Raw genomic sequence first — 16,463 nt, forward strand, 5'->3', positions numbered from 1 at the left:
GAGCGCAGTCGAAGGGTCCGTGCTTGGGTCCCGTGCTTCGACTTCGCTCAGCACGAACGAGGGGGGGGGCGGGTGGCCGGGTGGCGCCCCCCCCCCGTCATGCTGAACTTGTTTCAGCATCCACCGTGCGCCAACCACTTCCATCGCCGGCGGCGCGGTGGACCCTGAACCAAGTTCAGGGTGACGAGGGCGGGGCGGCTCCGATCGCCCGCCCCCCAGCTCCGCCGCCGACCCTAGGGCTTCCGGAACTTGTACACGAACTGGTCGGTCTTGCCCCGGATCGCCGGGTCGAACACCGGCTTGCTATGGTCGTCCGACGGGTTGGACAGCACGCGCGTCTGCCCGACGAAGCGGAAGCCGGCGGCCTCGACCTGGCTGCGCACCATGGCCGGGTCGATCCGGTGCCGCGTCTCGGTGCCGGCAAGCCCGGTACCCGCCGCATCGGCATGGTCGATCACGACATAGGTGCCGCCCTTTTTGAGCATCCTGAACACCGCGGCGTCGAACGCGCGCAGCGCGGGCTCGCCGGCACCCTTGTTGGCGAGGTCGTGATAGTTCTGCACGGTCCAGAACAGGTCGACCGGCCGGGTCGACGCCGGCAGGTTGGTGGATGTTGCGACAAAACGCATGTTCTTCGTCATGATCGCGTTGAATGCGGGCATCGTCTTGATCGCGCGCTCGCTCATCGCGGCGGGCCACATCGCGTCGACATGGCCCTTGGGCCCGACGATGCCGCTGAAGATCCGCGTCCAGTAATATTTGGCGCCGGGCAGGAAATCGACGACCGTGTCGCCGGGCTTCACGCCCGAGAAGGCGAGTACCTCGGCCGCCTTGCGCTTCGCGTCGTCGCCCTGCGCATCGGCGCGCGCGGGGGCAGCGAGTGCCTTCGTGACTGCCGGCGATGCGGTCTGCGCGCTCGCCATGCCGCCCGTCGCGACCAGCGCCACCGCGATCAGACTCGATAATGCCTTCATCGTCCGTCTCCTGAACGGCCCCGCGCACGACGCCGGGCCGTGAGCGATGATCGCGCGACGGGGCGGCGCCGTCGAGGTATTTCGGCGTCTTGTCCCTGTCGTCAGGATGACGGAAAGGACGTCAGGATGTCGGCGGATCGAACTCGCGCCTAATTTAGGTCGTTCTCGCTGATCACGACCATCTCCTGGTCCGGGTCGCGCGCGAGCGCGGTGGTGCCGAGCGTTGCGATCGCGTCGCTATGCTGCCGGAACAGCGCCACCGCGTCCGCACCTGGCACCTGCGCGCTCAGCGCCTCGAGTACGTCATACTGCACCGCGAACTGGTAGCGCGTGCCGCTCAGCTCGCCCTCGAACGCGACCTGTCGCAGGTCGCCATCATTGTCGAGCGTCCGGGGATCGATGGTGATGCGGTCTTCGGCCATGGCATGTTCCTTGTTGCCTGGGTCAAGCGCGGGGGCGCGCGCGAGGTTCCCGTTCGGGAAATCTGGCCCCCGCGCCGCCGATCTGGCAGAACCCGGCGATGACCTATGCAGACCGCCTCGCCGCCCTTCGCGACCAGCTTTCCCGCCAGCGCCTCGACGGATTCGTCGTGCCGCTCACCGACGAACATATGAGCGAATATGTCGGCGGCTATGCGCAGCGGCTCGGCTGGCTGACCGGGTTCCAGGGATCGGCGGGCAGTGCGGCGGTGCTCGCCGACCGCGCCGCGATCTTCACCGACGGCCGCTACACGCTGCAGGTCCGCGAACAGGTCGACGGCGCACACTGGGCCTACGAACCCGTGCCGCAGACCAGCGTCGCCGCCTGGCTCGGCACGCATGCGCCCGAGGGCGGGCGGATCGGCTATGACCCGTGGCTGCACACCGCCGCCTGGGTGGCCGAAGCCAGCGCGGCGCTGGCCGAGCGCGGCGCGACTTTGGTCGCAGTCGAGAGCAACCCGGTCGACGCGATCTGGCACGACCGCCCTGCCCCGTCGGACGCGATGATGGCGGTGCAGGACGATGCGCTCGCGGGCGCGTCGTCGTCCGAAAAGCGCGCGCGGATCGCCGACTGGCTGGTCGAGCAGCGCGCCGACGCCGTCGTTCTCTCCGCGCTCGATTCGATCGCCTGGGCCTTGAACGTGCGGGGCGGCGACGTCGCGCACACGCCGGTCGCGCTCGCCTATGCGATCGTCGACGCCGACGGCACGACCGACCTGTTCGTCGCGCCCGAGAAGCTCGACGACGCGGTCCGCCAGCATCTCGGCAACGCGGTGCGCGTGCAGGATCGCCAGGCGTTCGCAGGCGCGCTCGCCGGCTATGCGGGCAAGCGCATCGCCGCCGACCCCGAGCGCGCGGTCGCCGCGATCACGCAAGGCCTCGAGGCGGGCGGCGCGAAGGTGCTGGCGCTGCGCGACCCCGTGGTGCTCGCCAAGGCGATCAAGAACCCGGTCGAGGTCGCGGGCCACCGCGCCGCCTCGGTCCGCGACGGCGCCGCGCTCGCGCGCTTCCTGCGCTGGGTCGAGACCGAGTGCACGAAGGGCGGGCAGACCGAATTGTCGGCGGCCGCGAAACTGCTCGAATTCCGCGAGGCGACCGGGCTGCTCAAGGACACGTCGTTCGACACCATCTCGGCGACCGGCGCGCACGGCGCCAGCCCGCATTACCACTGCACCGAGGAGTCGGACGCGGCCATCGAGGTCGGCCAGCTCTTCCTGATCGATTCGGGCGGCCAGTACGCCGACGGCACCACCGACGTGACGCGCGTGATGCCGATCGGCGACCCGACCCCCGAAATGCGCGACCGCTTCACCCGCGTGCTGAAAGGCCATATCGCCATCGCGACCGCGGTGTTCCCCGACGGCACGATGGGCGGGCAGATCGATGCCTTCGCCAGGCGCCCGCTATGGGAGGCCGGGCTCGATTTCGCGCACGGCACCGGCCACGGCGTCGGCGCCTATCTGTCGGTGCACGAAGGGCCGCAGCGGATCGCGGCGCCCAACTACCCCGGCGGCGCGGCGATGGAGCCGCTGCGTGCGGGGATGATGCTGTCGAACGAGCCGGGCTATTACAAGGCGGGCGAATACGGCATTCGCATCGAGAACCTCGTGCTGATCGAACCGCGCGACATTGCAGGCGCCGATCGCGCGATGCTGGGGTTCGAGACGCTGACCTTCTGCCCGATCGAGCGCAGCCTGATCGAGCCGACGCTGCTGACCGCGCCCGAACTCGCCTGGCTCAACGCCTATCACGCGCAGGTGCTCGACGTGCTCGGCCCGGAGATGGAGGGCGACGACGCTGCCTGGCTGCAGGCGAAATGCGCGCCGATCGGCTAGTCCGTGGACTCGGGCGGCGGCACGACCGGGCCGTCGCCACGCGCCTGCGCCTTGCGCTTGCGCAGGTTGGCGCGCAGCGCGGCGGCCATGCGCTCGGCCTTCAGGGCAGCCTTTTTCTCGGCATCGGTCATGGCGATCGGCCTACCAGTCATCGACCCAATCGTCGACATCGCTTGACAACCGGCGCGCCCTCGTCTCTTAGCCCCACTCCGACCGGCCGCAACGCCGGTCGTGTGCTGCCGTAGCTCAGTGGTAGAGCGCATCCTTGGTAAGGCTGAGGTCGTGAGTTCAATCCTCACCGGCAGCACCATTCTCCCCTTGCGGTTCGGGGGATCGGACACGAGCGGCGGTGGATCCGGCACGGATCGCCGCCCTCGTCCAGCATCGTAGCAGCCGACTTCCCGTCGTCATCTCATCAGATCGCACGCGTACCTGCGCCGGCCGTACGCTGCGGAAGCCGTTATGCGAGGCGCCGCGGTCGTGATCCTGCGCCTGCCACGCATTGGGGCGTGACGCTGCGGACGTGGATAGGCGCCGTTCAGCCTGCGGACCGGTCCTCGACCAGGGCGAACGACGCGCCCAGCCCGCTGCCCGGCCCGTTCAGTGCGAGTTGCAGGTCGAAGTCGCCCGGCTCGGCGCGGACCGAGCCGTCCTGCGTGACGAACGCCAGATCCGCCCGCCGCAGCGACATCGCGAACCGCCGGGACGCCCCCGCGGGCACGGCGACACGCACGAAGCGCTTCAACTGCTGCACCGGCCGGGTGCGGCTGGCGACGCGGTCGTGGATGTAGAGCTGGACCAGCGCCACCGCGTCGCGCGCGCCCGTGTTGCGCACGACCCCTTCGACCAAGAGCTCGCCGTCCCACGCCATCGTCGGGCCGACCATGACGCCCTCCAGCGCGAGGCGTCCGTAGGTCAGCCCGTGCCCGAAGGGATAGAGCGCGCGGTCGGGGGCGTCGCGCCACCGCGCGCGGCCGCCTTCCAGCGGGGCGGCGTCGCTCGCGGGCCGGCCGGTCGAGCGGTGGTCATAGGACCAGGGCTGCTGGCCGCTCGCCAGCGGGAAGCTGACGGGCAGGTGACCCGACGGCCCCGCGATCCCGAAGACGATATCCGCGACCGCATCGCCGGTCGCCTCGCCCAGGAACCAGGTCGCGAGGATCGCGGCGGCGTCGCGGATCGCGCCGTCCAGTACCAGCGCCCGGCCATGCCGCAACAGCACGACGACCGGCGTCCCGGTCGCCGCGACCGCCTCCGCCAGCGCGCGCTGCGCGGCCGGGACGTCGATCGCGACGCGGCTGTTGCCCTCGCCCGACATGTCGCCGGCCTCGCCGACCGCGAGCAGCACCACGTCCGCCCCGCGCGCGGCCGCGACGGCGCGGGCGATCCCGTCCGGCACCGCGTCGTGGATGCCGGACCCCGCCTCGACCACCAGCGACGACGGGTCGGCGAGCCGTGCGCGCAGGCCCGTCGCGAGGTCGACGCCGGCACCCTGCTCGCCGGCGAAGGACCACGGGCCGTAGAGGTTCGCGCGATCGGTCGCGTACGGCCCGATCAGCGCGATCCGGGTGCCGGCGCGCGGCAGCGGCAGGATGTCGCGGGTGTTCTTCAGCAGCACGATCGACCGGGTCGCCACGTCGCGCGCGAGCCGACGGATCGCCGGACTGCGCGTCTCGCGGCGTTCGACCCGCGCGTCCATCGACCGGTACGGATCGTCGAACAGCCCGAGCGACTCCTTCAGCGCGAGCACCCGGCGCACCGCCTGGTCGACCGCCGCGATCGGCACCGCCCCGCGCGCGACCAGCCCGGGGAGGTGCGCGGTGTAGAGCCCGCTCTGCATCGACACGTCGATCCCGGCGAGGATCGCCAGCCGCGCCGCGTCGGCCTCGTCCGCGGCGATGCCGTGCGCGATCAGTTCGCGGTCGGCGTCATAGTCGGACACGCAGACGCCGGTGAAGCCGAGCTCGCCGCGCAGCATGTCGGTCAGCAGATGGCGGTTCGCGGTGACGGGCACGCCGCTGAAATCGGTGAACGAGGCGATCGTCGCGCCCGCCCCCGCCGCGAACGCATCGGCGAACGGCGGCAGATAGGTCTCGCGCAGCTCCGCCTCGCTCATGTCGACCGCGGCATATTCCATCCCGCCGCGCACCGCCGAATAGCCCGCGAAATGCTTGGGCGTGGCGAGCATCGCATCCGCACGGCGCAGGTCGGGGCCCTGGAAGCCGCGCACGCGCGCGACCGCGAGCAGGCGGTTGAGATACACGTCCTCGCCCGCTCCTTCCGCCACGCGCCCCCAGCGCTGGTCGCGCGCGACGTCGACCACCGGTGCGAAGGTCCAGTGGAGCCCGCCCGCGGTCGCCTCGCGCGCGACCGCACGTGCGGCGCGTTCCGACAGGTCGGGATCGAACGCCGCGGCTTCGGCGAGCGGGATGGGGAAGATCGTGCGGCACCCGTGGATCACGTCGGCGGCCAGCACCAGCGGGATCTTGAGCCGGCTCTGCAGCGCGGCCGACTGCAGCCGCCGCGCGCCGGCGACGCCATAGCCGTTGAACAGCATCCCGACGCGCCCCGCCCGGACCTGCGCGAGCAGGGCGTCCGCGCTGCTGGCGTTGACGACGGGGTTGAACACCGCGCCGACCGGGCGGACATCGTCGTTGAAGCAGCTGAGCTGGCCCGCCTTCTCCTCGATCGTCATCGCGCCGACCAGCGCGTCGATCCGCCGCGCCGCAGCACCAGCCGGCATCGGCACCGCGACGGCGGCCGCCAGCAGCCCTGCCCGCGACAGCAGCGCGCGCCGGTCGATCGTCACTGCGGCGTGCGCACCGCCAGCGGCGGACGCAGCGCGAGGAACACCGTGCTCCACAATTGCGCGGCGTTGGATTCGTCGACGTCCGCGCTCGACGCGCCGAACGGCGCCACGATGTAGCGGCCGTTCGCATAGGCCCAGGACCAGAGTTCGGAGGTGCGCACCGCGCCCGCTGCATCGATCGCGCGCCACAGCCGGGTCCGCGCCGACGCCAGCCGCTCGCGCGTCGCCGCCGGCAGATCGCGCCGCGCCAGCTGGCGGTCGAGCCCCGCCGCCAGGATCGCCTGCTGCCACGACCATACCACCGTGCCGTGATAGGCGGTCGCGCCGAACCGCCCCTGCACTGCGGCGGGCGCGAAGGCGGGGTTGGCGACGAGCAGGCCGATATCGGTCATCAGCCCCGCCGGGAACGGCCGCATCATCGCGTCGACCGACCGGTCGAGATCGGCCGGCGAGGGGCTGCCGAACAGCAGCGCGAACCCGTCGTCCGAATGCACGACAGGAACGGGCCTTCCCGCATCGTCGAGCGACAGCGCGTTGAACGCGAGCGGCGCGGTGCCGAGCGCGGCGAGCGCAGGCGCCGACGGCACGCCGACCTTGCGCGCATAGGCGGCGATGTCCGTGCTCGCCCGCGCGTTCGGCACGGTCATCGCGAACAGGGGCGGCGCCGCGCGCTGCCAGGCCTGCGCCTGCGTCGCGGCCCTGGTCATCACCGCGCGCTCCTCGGGCGTGCCATAGCGGTCGAGCAGCCCGCTCGCGGCGAACCGCTCGATCGCCGCGAGCGCGGCCGGCACCCACACCGCGTTGACGTCGTAGGCATAACGCCCGCGCCCGAGCCCTTCCTCGCTGTCGCGCCACTGGCCGGTCAGTCGCCCGGCCTTGATCGCGACCAGCCCGCGATAGTCGGGCCGTGCCGCGAACCCCGCGGTCCGCGCGACCACCCAGGCGAAGTTGCGCGCGATCAGGTCGCCCTGCCGCATCCCCTGCCCCGCCGGGGCGGCGAGGAACGCGGCGGCGCGCGCCCGCCCGCGTGGCGCATCCAGCAGCCAGGCGCGCGCGACGGGCGCCAGCATGAAGTCGTCGTCGACCATCGCATAGTCGTAGACCGGGGTCGCGATCCGGCCGCGGCCTTCGCTGGCGTTGCGCAGGATCGCGAACTCGCCGATATCCTCCTCGTGCGCGACCTCGCCATTGGGCGCGAGACGCGCCAGCACCGCGCCGATGCCATCCTCGACCGCGGCCGGCTGCAGCACCGGCATCAGCAACCGCAGCGACATCAGCGTGTCGCGCCCGAAATAGGTATCGAACCGCCACGATCCCGCCAGGAACTTCTCCTTGTAGGACAGGTAGGACAGCGCGTTGCGCGCGCGCGGGTCGGCGCGCGCGGCGCGCGTCAGCAGCGCGTCGCCGCCGAGCGGGGTGAGCGGCGTCTCGCCACTGCCCGCGACGATCGCGATCCGGATGCGCCCGCCTTTTCCGGCGCGGATGCCGTCCTTGTCGACGACGGTACCATCGAGCCCGCGGATCGACAGGACATAGCCGGGCGCACCGTCGAGCCGGTCGCGCTTCCAGACCATGCCGGCGCCGCCGCGCAGGTCGGGATCGTAGCGTCCTTGGACCAGGACCTCCGCGGGTGCCTTGCCCAGCGCCTCATAGTCGCGCAGCACGCGGATCGACGACAGCACCGCCTGGCGGAAGCGCAGCACCGGCGCGTCGATGCTCGCGACCGCCTGTACCGCGTGGATCGGCCGCCCCTTCGCGTCCGTCATCGGCATCGGCGCCGGCGGCGTGTCGAGCGTCCAGGTCGCGGGGCGGGCGATCTTGTCGAACCACAGCCCGACCGCGCTGTTGCCGGCGGGGAATGCCGACAGGATGCGCGGGACGTCGCCCGATCGCAGCAGCAGGTGCGCCGCGGTCCGGCCATCGCGCACGAACGCGTTGATGTTGCGGCCCTCGTCGATCCGGAAGGCGAGCGGCGCACCATCCCGCGCGTCGCTGGACGCCGGGGCGGGCATACGCTGGGCGGATCCGGCGACACCGCCGGCAAGCGCCGCGACGAGCGCCAGCGCGGAGGTGAAGCGGATCATGCGATCTCCGAAGAAAAAGGGGCGCGGATGGGGTGAACCGCGCCCAAGGGGGGAGGCGTCAGAAGTCGAAGCGGACGCTCGCGACCGCGTTGCGACCGTTGATCGGACGCGCGAAATAGGTGTTCTGCCCGGTATTCTCGACGAAGCCGCCGCGCGGGTTGCCCTCGGTCAGGCCGATCGTGTTGCCGATATTCTCGACGCTGGCCGAGAACGACACCGCGTCGTCGAGCCGGAACAGCACGCCTGCCGAAAACACCGAATAGGCCGGCAGCTCGAGCGAGTTGGATACGTCGGCATAGATCTTCCCGATCCGCTTCCAGCTGCCATAGATCTCGCCCATGTCGTTCGGCAGCACGATCGCGGGCGTGACGTTGACGTTGAGCGCGGGCGTGCGTTCCGGCCGGTTGCCGCCGAAGCCCTGGACGGTCGCGCGCAACGCCGGATCGATCGTGTTGATGTCGACCACCACGCCGTTGCGCCGTGCGGTCAGATCCCCGATGCTGATGCTCGAATCCTGGATCACGCCGCTCGCCTGCAGCCGGAACCAGCTGGTCGGGCGCAGCGTGACGTCGAACTCGCCGCCATAGACCTTGATCCCCGAATTGGCGGTCAGCTGTTGCGTGATCGCGACCCCGCCGACGGTCGAGGTGATGTCGCGCGACTGCGGGTAATCGAGGAACTTGGTATAGAAGCCGGTGACCGACGCCTGCAGGAAGCCGCTCGAATAGCGCACGCCGCCTTCCGCGAAGCGCAGGTTGGTTGGCTCGTTCTGTTCCTGCGCCTGGAACCCGGTCGCATAGCGGCCATAGACCGCGAGCCGCGGGGTGATCAGATAGTTCGCGCCCAGCGTCCACGCGACCTTGTTGAACTCGCGCCGCTGCGCCGTGTAGGTGCCGGCGAAGCTGTTGTTGATATAGTTGTTGGCGATGATGTTGTCGTTGTCGACCAGCAGGTTGCCCGCCGCATCGAACGTCCCCGACCCGGCGATCGGCGCGCGGTTGAGCGTATCGCCCGCCAGCCGGTTGAACACGAAATGCTCGAAGCGCGCACCGCCGTCGATGCGCAGCTTGTCCCACAGCGTCAGCTGGTCGGTGGCATAGGCCGAGATCGAGCTGAACTTGGCGCGGCTGGGCCCCTCGCCGAACGTACCATAGGTCAGGAAGCCGTTCTCGGTCAGCGAGCCGACGACGTTGTTGGCGGCGTTGAGCGCGACCACGTCGACGCGGCGCGCGCGGTCCTGCACGTCGGTCAGGAACGTCGCGGTGCCGATCGCGTCGTTGTAGCGGCTGGAGCGCGTGAACAGCCCGCCCAGCGTCAGCGAGTTGGTCGGCGTCTGCCACGTGATCCCGGTGTCGCTGTTGAACTCGCGCACCGACGCGCGGTTGCGGCCGATCACGCTCTCGGCGAGCAGGCCGTTGCCGTTGATCGCATTCAGCGCCGCGGTGCCGGTGATGACCTGCCCCGTATCGACATAGCGGATGCCGAGCCTGTTGCCGCCCTGCGGCGCGAACCGCGCGAGCGTCTGTGCGCTGGTCGGGTTGTTCGCGAGCCGGTCCGACGCCAGCCCCAGCCCCGAATTGTCGTACGAGAAGATCGAATTGAAGTCGGTGCCGAAGTTCGTGTAGCGGCCGCGCGCGAAGAAATTGAAGTCGCGTCCGATGTCCTGCGTCAGGTCGTAGCCATAGGACTGCGCCTTGGTATGCACGCCGTCTTCCAGGTCGATCGGCTGGAACGAGCGCCCGGTGGTCGGCGAGGTGCGCGTGCGGACGAGCGCGAAATCGCGGCTCTGCAGCAGGCCGTGCGTCGCCGACAGGCCGGGGATCGACTTCGGATCGCCGACGCCCGTCAGCGGAATGCCGACATAGAAGATGTTGCTGTCGTCGACGACCTTGGCCGACAACGTGAGCTTGCCGCCGGTCCAGCGCTGCGCGATCGCACCGCGGAAGATGAATCCGTGGTTCGCGTCATAGCCCGGATCGCGGATGCCGTCGTCCTTGCGGTAGAACCCGCCGACCGAGATCGCGGTGTTCTCGGCGATCGGCTTGGTCATGAACGCATCGACGCGCGCGGTGCCGAAGCTCGACGTGGTCAGCTGGAACGTGCCGCCAGACTTGTCGAAATCGGGCTTGCGCGTGATGAAGTTGACCGTCGCACCGGCGCCGTTGACCGTCAGCACGCCCGACGAGCCCGACCGCACCGCCTCCAGGCGGTCGATCGACGCTTCCTGCTTCAGGATCGTGTCGCTCAGCGCGTTGATGTAGAAGACGGGCAGCCCGTCCTCCTGCAGCTGCACGAACTGCTGGCCGCCGCCGGCGAGGCCGCGGACCGAGAAGTTGTTCGAGACTTCGCCGCCCGATCCTTCGACGAACACGCCGGGGATCAGCTCGAGCGCCTGCGCGGTCGAGCGCGGTGCCTTGCGGTCGAGGTCCTCGCGCGTCGCGACGGTGACCGCGGACGACGAGGTGAGGACGGTCTGGCCGCGCGCGCGCGTGCCGGTGACGACGATCTCGTCGAGCTCGTTATTCGCCTGCTGCGTCTCGGGCTGGACGCCGACCGGGGTCGCGGGATCGGCCTGCGACACCTGCGGCGCAGCGGCGGAGGCGGCGGAGGCGGCGGTCGCGAGAACCGCGGTGCGGCCGTCGAACGACACCAGCCTCAAGCCCGACGCGCTGGCGATCCGGCGCAGGCCGTCGGCGACGGGCAGGTTGCCCTTGATCGCGACGATCCGGCGGCCGCGCGTGGCGGCTTCGGGGGCGAGGATCTGGATGCCGGCCTGGCGGGCGAACGCGACGATGCCGGTCGAGGCCGACTGCGCCGCGACATCGAAGCTGCGGGTCTGGGCATAGGCGGCGGCTGGCGGTGCGGCGGCGACGACGCTGGCCAGCACCAGGCCCGTGTAGAGTTGCGAACGCATGATATCCTCCCCTGCGATTGATCGGCCGCGTCTTCAGCGCGTCTGCCGGTAAGGATGCGTCGCGGGGCGTTTTCCGTCAGCAAGCCCCGGAATTATTCGACGACGCGCAGATAGCGGCCGTCGCGCTCGATCCGCGCGCCCGTCATCGCCGCCGCCGAGCGCGCGAAGCCGTCGATATCGTCGGTCCGGAACCAGCCGACGATCCGGCGATCCGCGAGCGGCGCCTCGACCGACAATTGCCGCGTGTTGTAGCGGTTGAACTCGGCCGCCGCGTCGCCCAGCGTCATGCCGTCCAGAACGAGTTCGCCCTTGCGCCATGCCAGCGTCACGTCGGGCCTGGTATCCGACACGATCGTCTCGGCGGTGCCCGTGCGATCGGCGACGACCGCGTGCTTGCCGGCGTCGAGCGTGACGAAGCGTTCCGGCGCAGCCACCGACCAGACCCGGACGCGCCCCTCGGTCACCGTCACCTCGGTGCGCCCGACATAGCGGCGCACCGCAAACGCCGTGCCGACCGCGCGGACGCGGACGTCGCCCGCCGACACGACGAAGGGACGCGCACGATCATGCGCGACCGCGAACCACGCCTCGCCGTCGTCCAGCGCGATCGCGCGCTCCTCGGCGGTCAGCCGGACCCGCGCCGCGGTGGCGGTGTTCAGCACGATCGTCGAGCCGTCCTCCAGCCTCGCGATCCGGCGCTCGCCGACCGAGGTCCTGAACCCGGTATCGCCCGGCGCGCCCAGCCACAGCGCGCCGACCGCAGCGGCCGCGGCCGCCGCGACCCCGCCCGCGACCAGCGCACGGCGCCGGGTCACCAGTGCCGGCCGCTCGCGCGCGACGTCGCGGGCATCGACGCTGCTCCAGACCGCACGCGCGCGCAGCAGCGCGCCGGGATGCCGCGGATCCTCGGCGCACCAGCGATCGATCGCGTCCAGCAGTGCGGCATCGTCGGGCGTGGCGTCCAGCCGCACGACCCACGCCGCCGCGGCCCGGTCAACGGCGTCCGGATGGTCGCGCATTGCGGCTCCTTACGCTACGCGACGACAGATCCGCGCGATCATCCGCGGACAGGCCATTCAGGATGACGCGCAATCCCCTGGCCAGATCGTTCTCCACGATCGTCTCGGTCACCCCCAGCCGGCCCGCGATATCGCGCTGCGACATCCCCTCGACCTTGCGCAGGTGGAAGATCGTCCGGCTGCGCTCGGGCAGGTCGGCGAGCAACTGCTCGACCTTCGACAACAGCCCGCGCCCGGCGACGATGCGTTCGGGCGACAGGTCGTCGGCGGCGAGCGCATGTTCGAGATCCGCGCTGCTGCCGACCGCGTCGATCCGCACCACCCGCGCACGGCGAAGCTCGGTCAGCACGACGTTGCGCGCCGTCTGGAACAGGTAGCGGCGCGGATCGTCGACGCGCCTGAAATCCGGCAACGCCGCCAGGCGGCAATAGGATTCTTGCACGACATCATCCACATCCACGCCGGGAAACGCGGTTCGCAGCCACCGCCGCAACGCGGGCTCGTGCGGCAGGATCTGCCGCGCGACCCAGGTCACGAGTTCGGTGCTGAAGCGCGTCATGATCCCCCTTTAGCCACAGCATGGATGCGCGGCACGGACTCTTCCGTCACGGTCCGTCGCCGAAAGACCGATCGTCCGCGCCGCTCGTCGCAAAAAATGTCCGCCCGAGCGGGCCGCCTCACCCGATCAGCAACCGCGCGCCGAGTGCCGCGGCGAGCGCCGGGGGCATCACCAGCGCGCCGACCTTCAGGAACCGCCAGAAGCCGACATCCTCGCCCTCGCGCCGGATCGCGGTCAGCCACAGGATCGTCGCGAGCGACCCCGTGATCGACAGGTTCGGTCCGAGGTCGACGCCGATCAGCAACCCGTCGGTGACGATCTGCGGCGGATGCGCCTGCGCGATCGTCGTGCTCGCGATCAGCCCGGCGGGCAGGTTGTTCATCAGGTTCGATCCGAACGCCAGGATCGTGCCGGCAACCCCCGCGGTCGTGGTCGGCGACTGCGCCGCGCCGGTCGCCAGCCACCGCGCCAGCACCGCGATCACGCCGGTCCGGCCGAGCGCCTCGACCAGGACGAACAGCCCGGCGACGAGCGGCAGCACCGCCCACGAGATGCACGCGAGCGTCGCGCGCGGCGACGTGCGACCGGTGATGCACACCGCGGCCATCGTCGCGATCCCGGCCAAGCAGGTCGGCAGCCCGAGCTCCCCGTCGAACGCCGACACCGCGATCAGCAGCAAAGCGGTCGCGACGATGCCGGCAAGGGCGAACCAGCCGCCGCGCGACAGCGTGACCGGCTCGACCGCCGTCTCGCACGTCCCCGTAAGCGGGCCCGTCAGCTGCGCGCGCTCGACCCAGCGCAGCACGAAGAAGGTCACCGCGATCGACGCGAGCGAGGGCAACGCGAACGACGCCATCCAGGCGCCGAGCGACGGCATCCGGCCCCCGTAGAGCACGAGATTGGCGGGGTTCGAGATCGGCAGCACGAAGCTCGCCGCATTGGCGATCATCGCGCAGGCGAACAGCATCGGCAGCGGCTTCGCCTTCGCCTTGCTGGCGGCGGCATAGACCGCGGGGGTCAGCACGACCGCGGTGGCGTCGTTCGACAGGAACACCGTCACGACGATGCCGACGCCGAAGACGAGCGCGAACAGCCTGCTAGTCGATCCCTTCGCGCGGTTGACCGCCTGAACTGCCACCCAGTCGAACAGCCCTTCGGCACGCGCGGTTTCGGACAGCAGCATCATGCCGATCAGGAACAGATAGACGTCGGTGCCCTCGCGCACCGCCTGCCACGCCGCGCCGACCGGCATCAGCCCGATCAGAACCAGCAGCACCGCGCCGGCCACCGCCCAGATCGCCTCGGGCAACCTGAACGGCCGCGTGATCACCGCGGCGGTGGTGGCAAGGCAGACGAGCCAGATCACGAGCCTCGCCATGTCGGGCATAGCGGGCGCCATCATGCCGCCACGGGTTGCAGCTTGGCGCCGGGCCGGCCCGCCCCGTCCTCCGGCAGGTCGCCGTGTATCCAGTCCCGGCAGCCCGTCATGTCGTCCCCTCCCTGATCTGCGCGGAGAGCGACTGCTCGGGGCGATCGTTCCATGACATTTCCGCCATGATATCGCGCCGGCCCCGCGCGTCGAGGCTCGGTTCGGCACCACGCCGCCGATGGTACCGTCCCCGGATCGGGGTTGAGCGCGATGCCGGGAGCCGAGCCCGACGTCGACAAGATGCTTGAAACGCGCGCGCCACGCCCAATATCGCGCCTTCGCAGGCACGGCTGCCGGGTGATCACCGCCCCGTCGGCACGGGCCGCACGCCGTCGATCCCGGTCGGATCCGACCCGCCGACGGCCGATCCCCCTTCATCATCGAGGGCACGCCATGCCACCCATGACCATCCGGTTCAGTTCGCGTCCATCCCCGTCCGTCTACCCGGGGCAGCGCCGCACAAACCGCCATGATACGGAGAAAACAGGCTTTCCTTGTGCAGCGTCGGTGAGGCAAGACAGCCGCTCGCGTTCGGCCGAGCGCGGACGATCAGCGTGGGACGATGGCGATGCGTGAGGGACAGCAGAACGAACCGGCCCTGCGCGACGTCGAGGGCGGCGGCCAGAGCAGCGGCGTTCCGGCAAACGGAAGGCTGACGGGATCGCTGGATCCGCTCGACGCGCCGGGCAAGCATCACTGGCGCGAGAGCACGATCACCAAGCCCGGTCTCGACGACCGCGGCAACGTCTTCTTCGCCGCGGTCGAGATGACGCGGATGCCGATGGTTCTCGCCGATCCCAACCTGCCCGACTGCCCGATCGTCTTCGCCAACAAGGCGTTCCTCGACCTGACGCAATATGAGGAGAGCGAGATCCTCGGGCGCAACTGCCGCTTCCTCCAGGGCGTCGGGTCCGACCGCGAGACGGTGGCCGAGCTGCGCACCGCGATCGAGGCTCGCCAGGCGGTGTCGATCGAGCTGCTCAACTACAAGCGCGACGGGACGCCGTTCTGGAACGCGGTGTTCCTCGGCCCGGTCTACGACGTCGACGGCAAGCTGCTCTACTTCTTCGCCAGCCAGCTCGACGTCACGCGCCGCCGCAACAGCGAACAGATGCAGCGGCAGTCGCAGAAGATGGAGTCGATCGGCCAGCTGACGGCCGGGCTCGCGCACGACTTCAACAACCTGCTCCAGGTCGTGAACGGCAATCTCGAGCTGCTCGCGACGCAGGATCTGGGCGAGCGCGCGCGGCGCTATGTCGATACCGCGCGCGCGGCCAGCGAACGCGGCGCCAAGCTCACGCGGCAGCTGCTCTCGTTCGCGCGCAAGACCCGGCTCGATCCGCGCGCGGTCAACGTCAGCGACCTCATCTTCGAATTCGGCGAACTGCTGGAGACGACTCTCGGCACCCGGATCGACCTGCAGCTCAATCTCCGGCGCCGCCTCCCGAATGCGCTGCTCGATGCCGACAATTTCGAAATGACGTTGCTCAACGTGCTGGTCAACGCGCGCCATGCGATGCCCGACGGCGGCATCGTGACGATCGCGACCTCGCTGGCGACGCTCAACGGCGATGCCGCCGCACGCTTCCTGACCCCCGGGGACTATGTCGTCGTCGAGGTCCGCGACGAGGGCGAAGGCATGCCGGCGCACGTGCTCGAGCGGGCGATGGAACCCTTCTTCTCAACCAAGGGCGTCGGGCGGGGAACCGGTCTGGGCCTCGCCATGGCGAGCGGCTTCCTGCAGCAGTCGCGCGGCCGGTTGGAGATCGAGAGCGTCGTCGGCGAGGGCACGACGATCCGCATGCTGTTCCCCGTCGCGCGCGACGATGCGCCACGCCTCGCCAGGCCCGACACCCACGACGCGAGTTCGGACGAAACCAACGTCGCGGCCGGCGAGCATATCCTCGTCGTCGAGGACAGCCCCGAGGTCCTCGCGCTCGCGCAGGAGATCCTCGAGGGGCTCGGCTACCGCGTGACGACGGCATCGGACGGCCAGGCCGGGCTCGCCGCGTTCGACCGCGTCCATCCGGCCGAGCCGTTCGACCTCGTCTTCACCGACCTGGTGATGCCCGGCAGCATCAACGGCATCCTGCTCGCGCAGGAGATCGCCGCGCGCGCGCCCGACCTGCCGGTGCTGATGACCACCGGATACAACGAGGATCTCGTCGTCGACGGCCCCGACCGCGCCGAGCGCGACGTGATCGGCAAGCCCTACCGCCCGAGCGAACTCGCCGACCGCATCCGCCAGGCCCTCGACCGCCACACCGACGCCGGCACACGCCGAAAGTCATCCGATTTCGGCGCCGCGGAGGCGTAGGAACGAGCGTTGCGCGATCGCGTCGAGTGTTCGAGCCCGAGCCGCGA

The 16,463-nt window shown here is 70.5% G+C and carries 11 protein-coding genes and 1 tRNA gene; 3 read left to right on the plus strand and 9 right to left on the minus strand.

Annotated features, from left to right (window positions below):
- Window positions 1-233: 233 nt before the first annotated feature.
- Both FSB78_RS15005 and FSB78_RS15010 read right to left on the minus strand, forming a co-directional pair.
- Entirely contained in the window at window positions 234-974 is a 741-nt protein-coding gene (locus FSB78_RS15005) for a class I SAM-dependent methyltransferase (protein WP_147083386.1), read from the minus strand.
- Window positions 975-1,123: 149 nt separating this feature from the next.
- On the minus strand, window positions 1,124-1,396 hold the full coding sequence (locus tag FSB78_RS15010) for a DUF1488 family protein (RefSeq protein WP_147083387.1): 273 nt from the start codon (window positions 1,394-1,396) through the stop codon (window positions 1,124-1,126).
- Between the two features lie 98 nt (window positions 1,397-1,494).
- Between FSB78_RS15010 and FSB78_RS15015 the strand changes: the two genes are divergently transcribed.
- Entirely contained in the window at window positions 1,495-3,288 is a 1,794-nt protein-coding gene (locus FSB78_RS15015; RefSeq protein WP_147083388.1) for an aminopeptidase P family protein, read from the plus strand.
- Here FSB78_RS15015 and FSB78_RS19675 read toward each other — a convergent pair.
- Window positions 3,285-3,419, minus strand: coding sequence for a hypothetical protein (locus FSB78_RS19675; protein ID WP_277872721.1), 135 nt, complete (start codon window positions 3,417-3,419; stop codon window positions 3,285-3,287). The two genes, FSB78_RS15015 and FSB78_RS19675, sit on opposite strands and share 4 nt — an antisense overlap.
- 104 nt (window positions 3,420-3,523) lie before the next feature.
- Here FSB78_RS19675 and FSB78_RS15020 point away from each other — a divergent pair.
- Window positions 3,524-3,598, plus strand: a tRNA-Thr gene (locus FSB78_RS15020).
- Between the two features lie 228 nt (window positions 3,599-3,826).
- Here the strand turns inward: FSB78_RS15020 and FSB78_RS15025 are convergent.
- The 6 genes from FSB78_RS15025 to FSB78_RS15050 form a co-directional block, all read right to left on the minus strand.
- Window positions 3,827-6,094, minus strand: a complete 2,268-nt coding sequence (locus FSB78_RS15025; protein WP_242008335.1) for a glycoside hydrolase family 3 N-terminal domain-containing protein — start codon at window positions 6,092-6,094, stop codon at window positions 3,827-3,829.
- The gene (locus FSB78_RS15030) at window positions 6,091-8,178 is read right to left on the minus strand and encodes a hypothetical protein (RefSeq protein ID WP_147083389.1); all 2,088 of its coding nucleotides are present in this window, start codon (window positions 8,176-8,178) and stop codon (window positions 6,091-6,093) included. The genes FSB78_RS15025 and FSB78_RS15030 overlap by 4 nt, the downstream gene beginning before the upstream one ends.
- 58 nt (window positions 8,179-8,236) lie before the next feature.
- Entirely contained in the window at window positions 8,237-11,092 is a 2,856-nt protein-coding gene (locus FSB78_RS15035; protein WP_147083390.1) for a TonB-dependent siderophore receptor, read from the minus strand.
- Window positions 11,093-11,184: 92 nt separating this feature from the next.
- Window positions 11,185-12,111 carry a FecR family protein gene (locus FSB78_RS15040; protein WP_147083391.1) on the minus strand — a complete coding sequence of 309 codons (927 nt, stop codon included), beginning with the start codon at window positions 12,109-12,111 and terminating at the stop codon, window positions 11,185-11,187.
- Window positions 12,086-12,670, minus strand: coding sequence for an RNA polymerase sigma factor (locus FSB78_RS15045; protein WP_147083392.1), 585 nt, complete (start codon window positions 12,668-12,670; stop codon window positions 12,086-12,088). Before FSB78_RS15045 ends, FSB78_RS15040 begins: the two co-directional genes overlap by 26 nt.
- A 118-nt stretch (window positions 12,671-12,788) precedes the next feature.
- On the minus strand, window positions 12,789-14,072 hold the full coding sequence (locus tag FSB78_RS15050) for an arsenic transporter (protein ID WP_422396707.1): 1,284 nt from the start codon (window positions 14,070-14,072) through the stop codon (window positions 12,789-12,791).
- A 595-nt stretch (window positions 14,073-14,667) separates the two neighbouring features.
- Between FSB78_RS15050 and FSB78_RS15055 the strand changes: the two genes are divergently transcribed.
- Window positions 14,668-16,416: a response regulator gene (locus FSB78_RS15055; RefSeq protein WP_199743193.1), complete on the plus strand. Its 1,749-nt coding sequence runs from the start codon at window positions 14,668-14,670 to the stop codon at window positions 16,414-16,416.
- The last annotated feature ends 47 nt before the right edge of the window (window positions 16,417-16,463 follow it).

Origin of the sequence: Sphingomonas ginsenosidivorax (genome assembly GCF_007995065.1) — a bacterium.
In the GTDB taxonomy this organism is placed as follows: Bacteria; Pseudomonadota; Alphaproteobacteria; order Sphingomonadales; family Sphingomonadaceae; genus Sphingomonas; species Sphingomonas ginsenosidivorax.

What these genes read in the sequence shown, in the direction of transcription:
- FSB78_RS15035 (WP_147083390.1), bottom strand. Translation starts at nt 11,092, where the DNA reads ATGCGTTCGCAACTCTACACGGGCCTGGTGCTGGCCAGCGTCGTCGCC.
- FSB78_RS15040 (WP_147083391.1), bottom strand. Translation starts at nt 12,111, where the DNA reads ATGCGCGACCATCCGGACGCCGTTGACCGGGCCGCGGCGGCGTGGGTC.
- FSB78_RS15030 (WP_147083389.1), bottom strand. Translation starts at nt 8,178, where the DNA reads ATGATCCGCTTCACCTCCGCGCTGGCGCTCGTCGCGGCGCTTGCCGGC.
- FSB78_RS15010 (WP_147083387.1), bottom strand. Translation starts at nt 1,396, where the DNA reads ATGGCCGAAGACCGCATCACCATCGATCCCCGGACGCTCGACAATGAT.
- FSB78_RS15055 (WP_199743193.1), top strand. Translation starts at nt 14,668, where the DNA reads ATGCGTGAGGGACAGCAGAACGAACCGGCCCTGCGCGACGTCGAGGGC.
- FSB78_RS15050 (WP_422396707.1), bottom strand. Translation starts at nt 14,072, where the DNA reads ATGATGGCGCCCGCTATGCCCGACATGGCGAGGCTCGTGATCTGGCTC.
- FSB78_RS19675 (WP_277872721.1), bottom strand. Translation starts at nt 3,419, where the DNA reads ATGACCGATGCCGAGAAAAAGGCTGCCCTGAAGGCCGAGCGCATGGCC.
- FSB78_RS15015 (WP_147083388.1), top strand. Translation starts at nt 1,495, where the DNA reads ATGACCTATGCAGACCGCCTCGCCGCCCTTCGCGACCAGCTTTCCCGC.
- FSB78_RS15005 (WP_147083386.1), bottom strand. Translation starts at nt 974, where the DNA reads ATGAAGGCATTATCGAGTCTGATCGCGGTGGCGCTGGTCGCGACGGGC.
- FSB78_RS15045 (WP_147083392.1), bottom strand. Translation starts at nt 12,670, where the DNA reads ATGACGCGCTTCAGCACCGAACTCGTGACCTGGGTCGCGCGGCAGATC.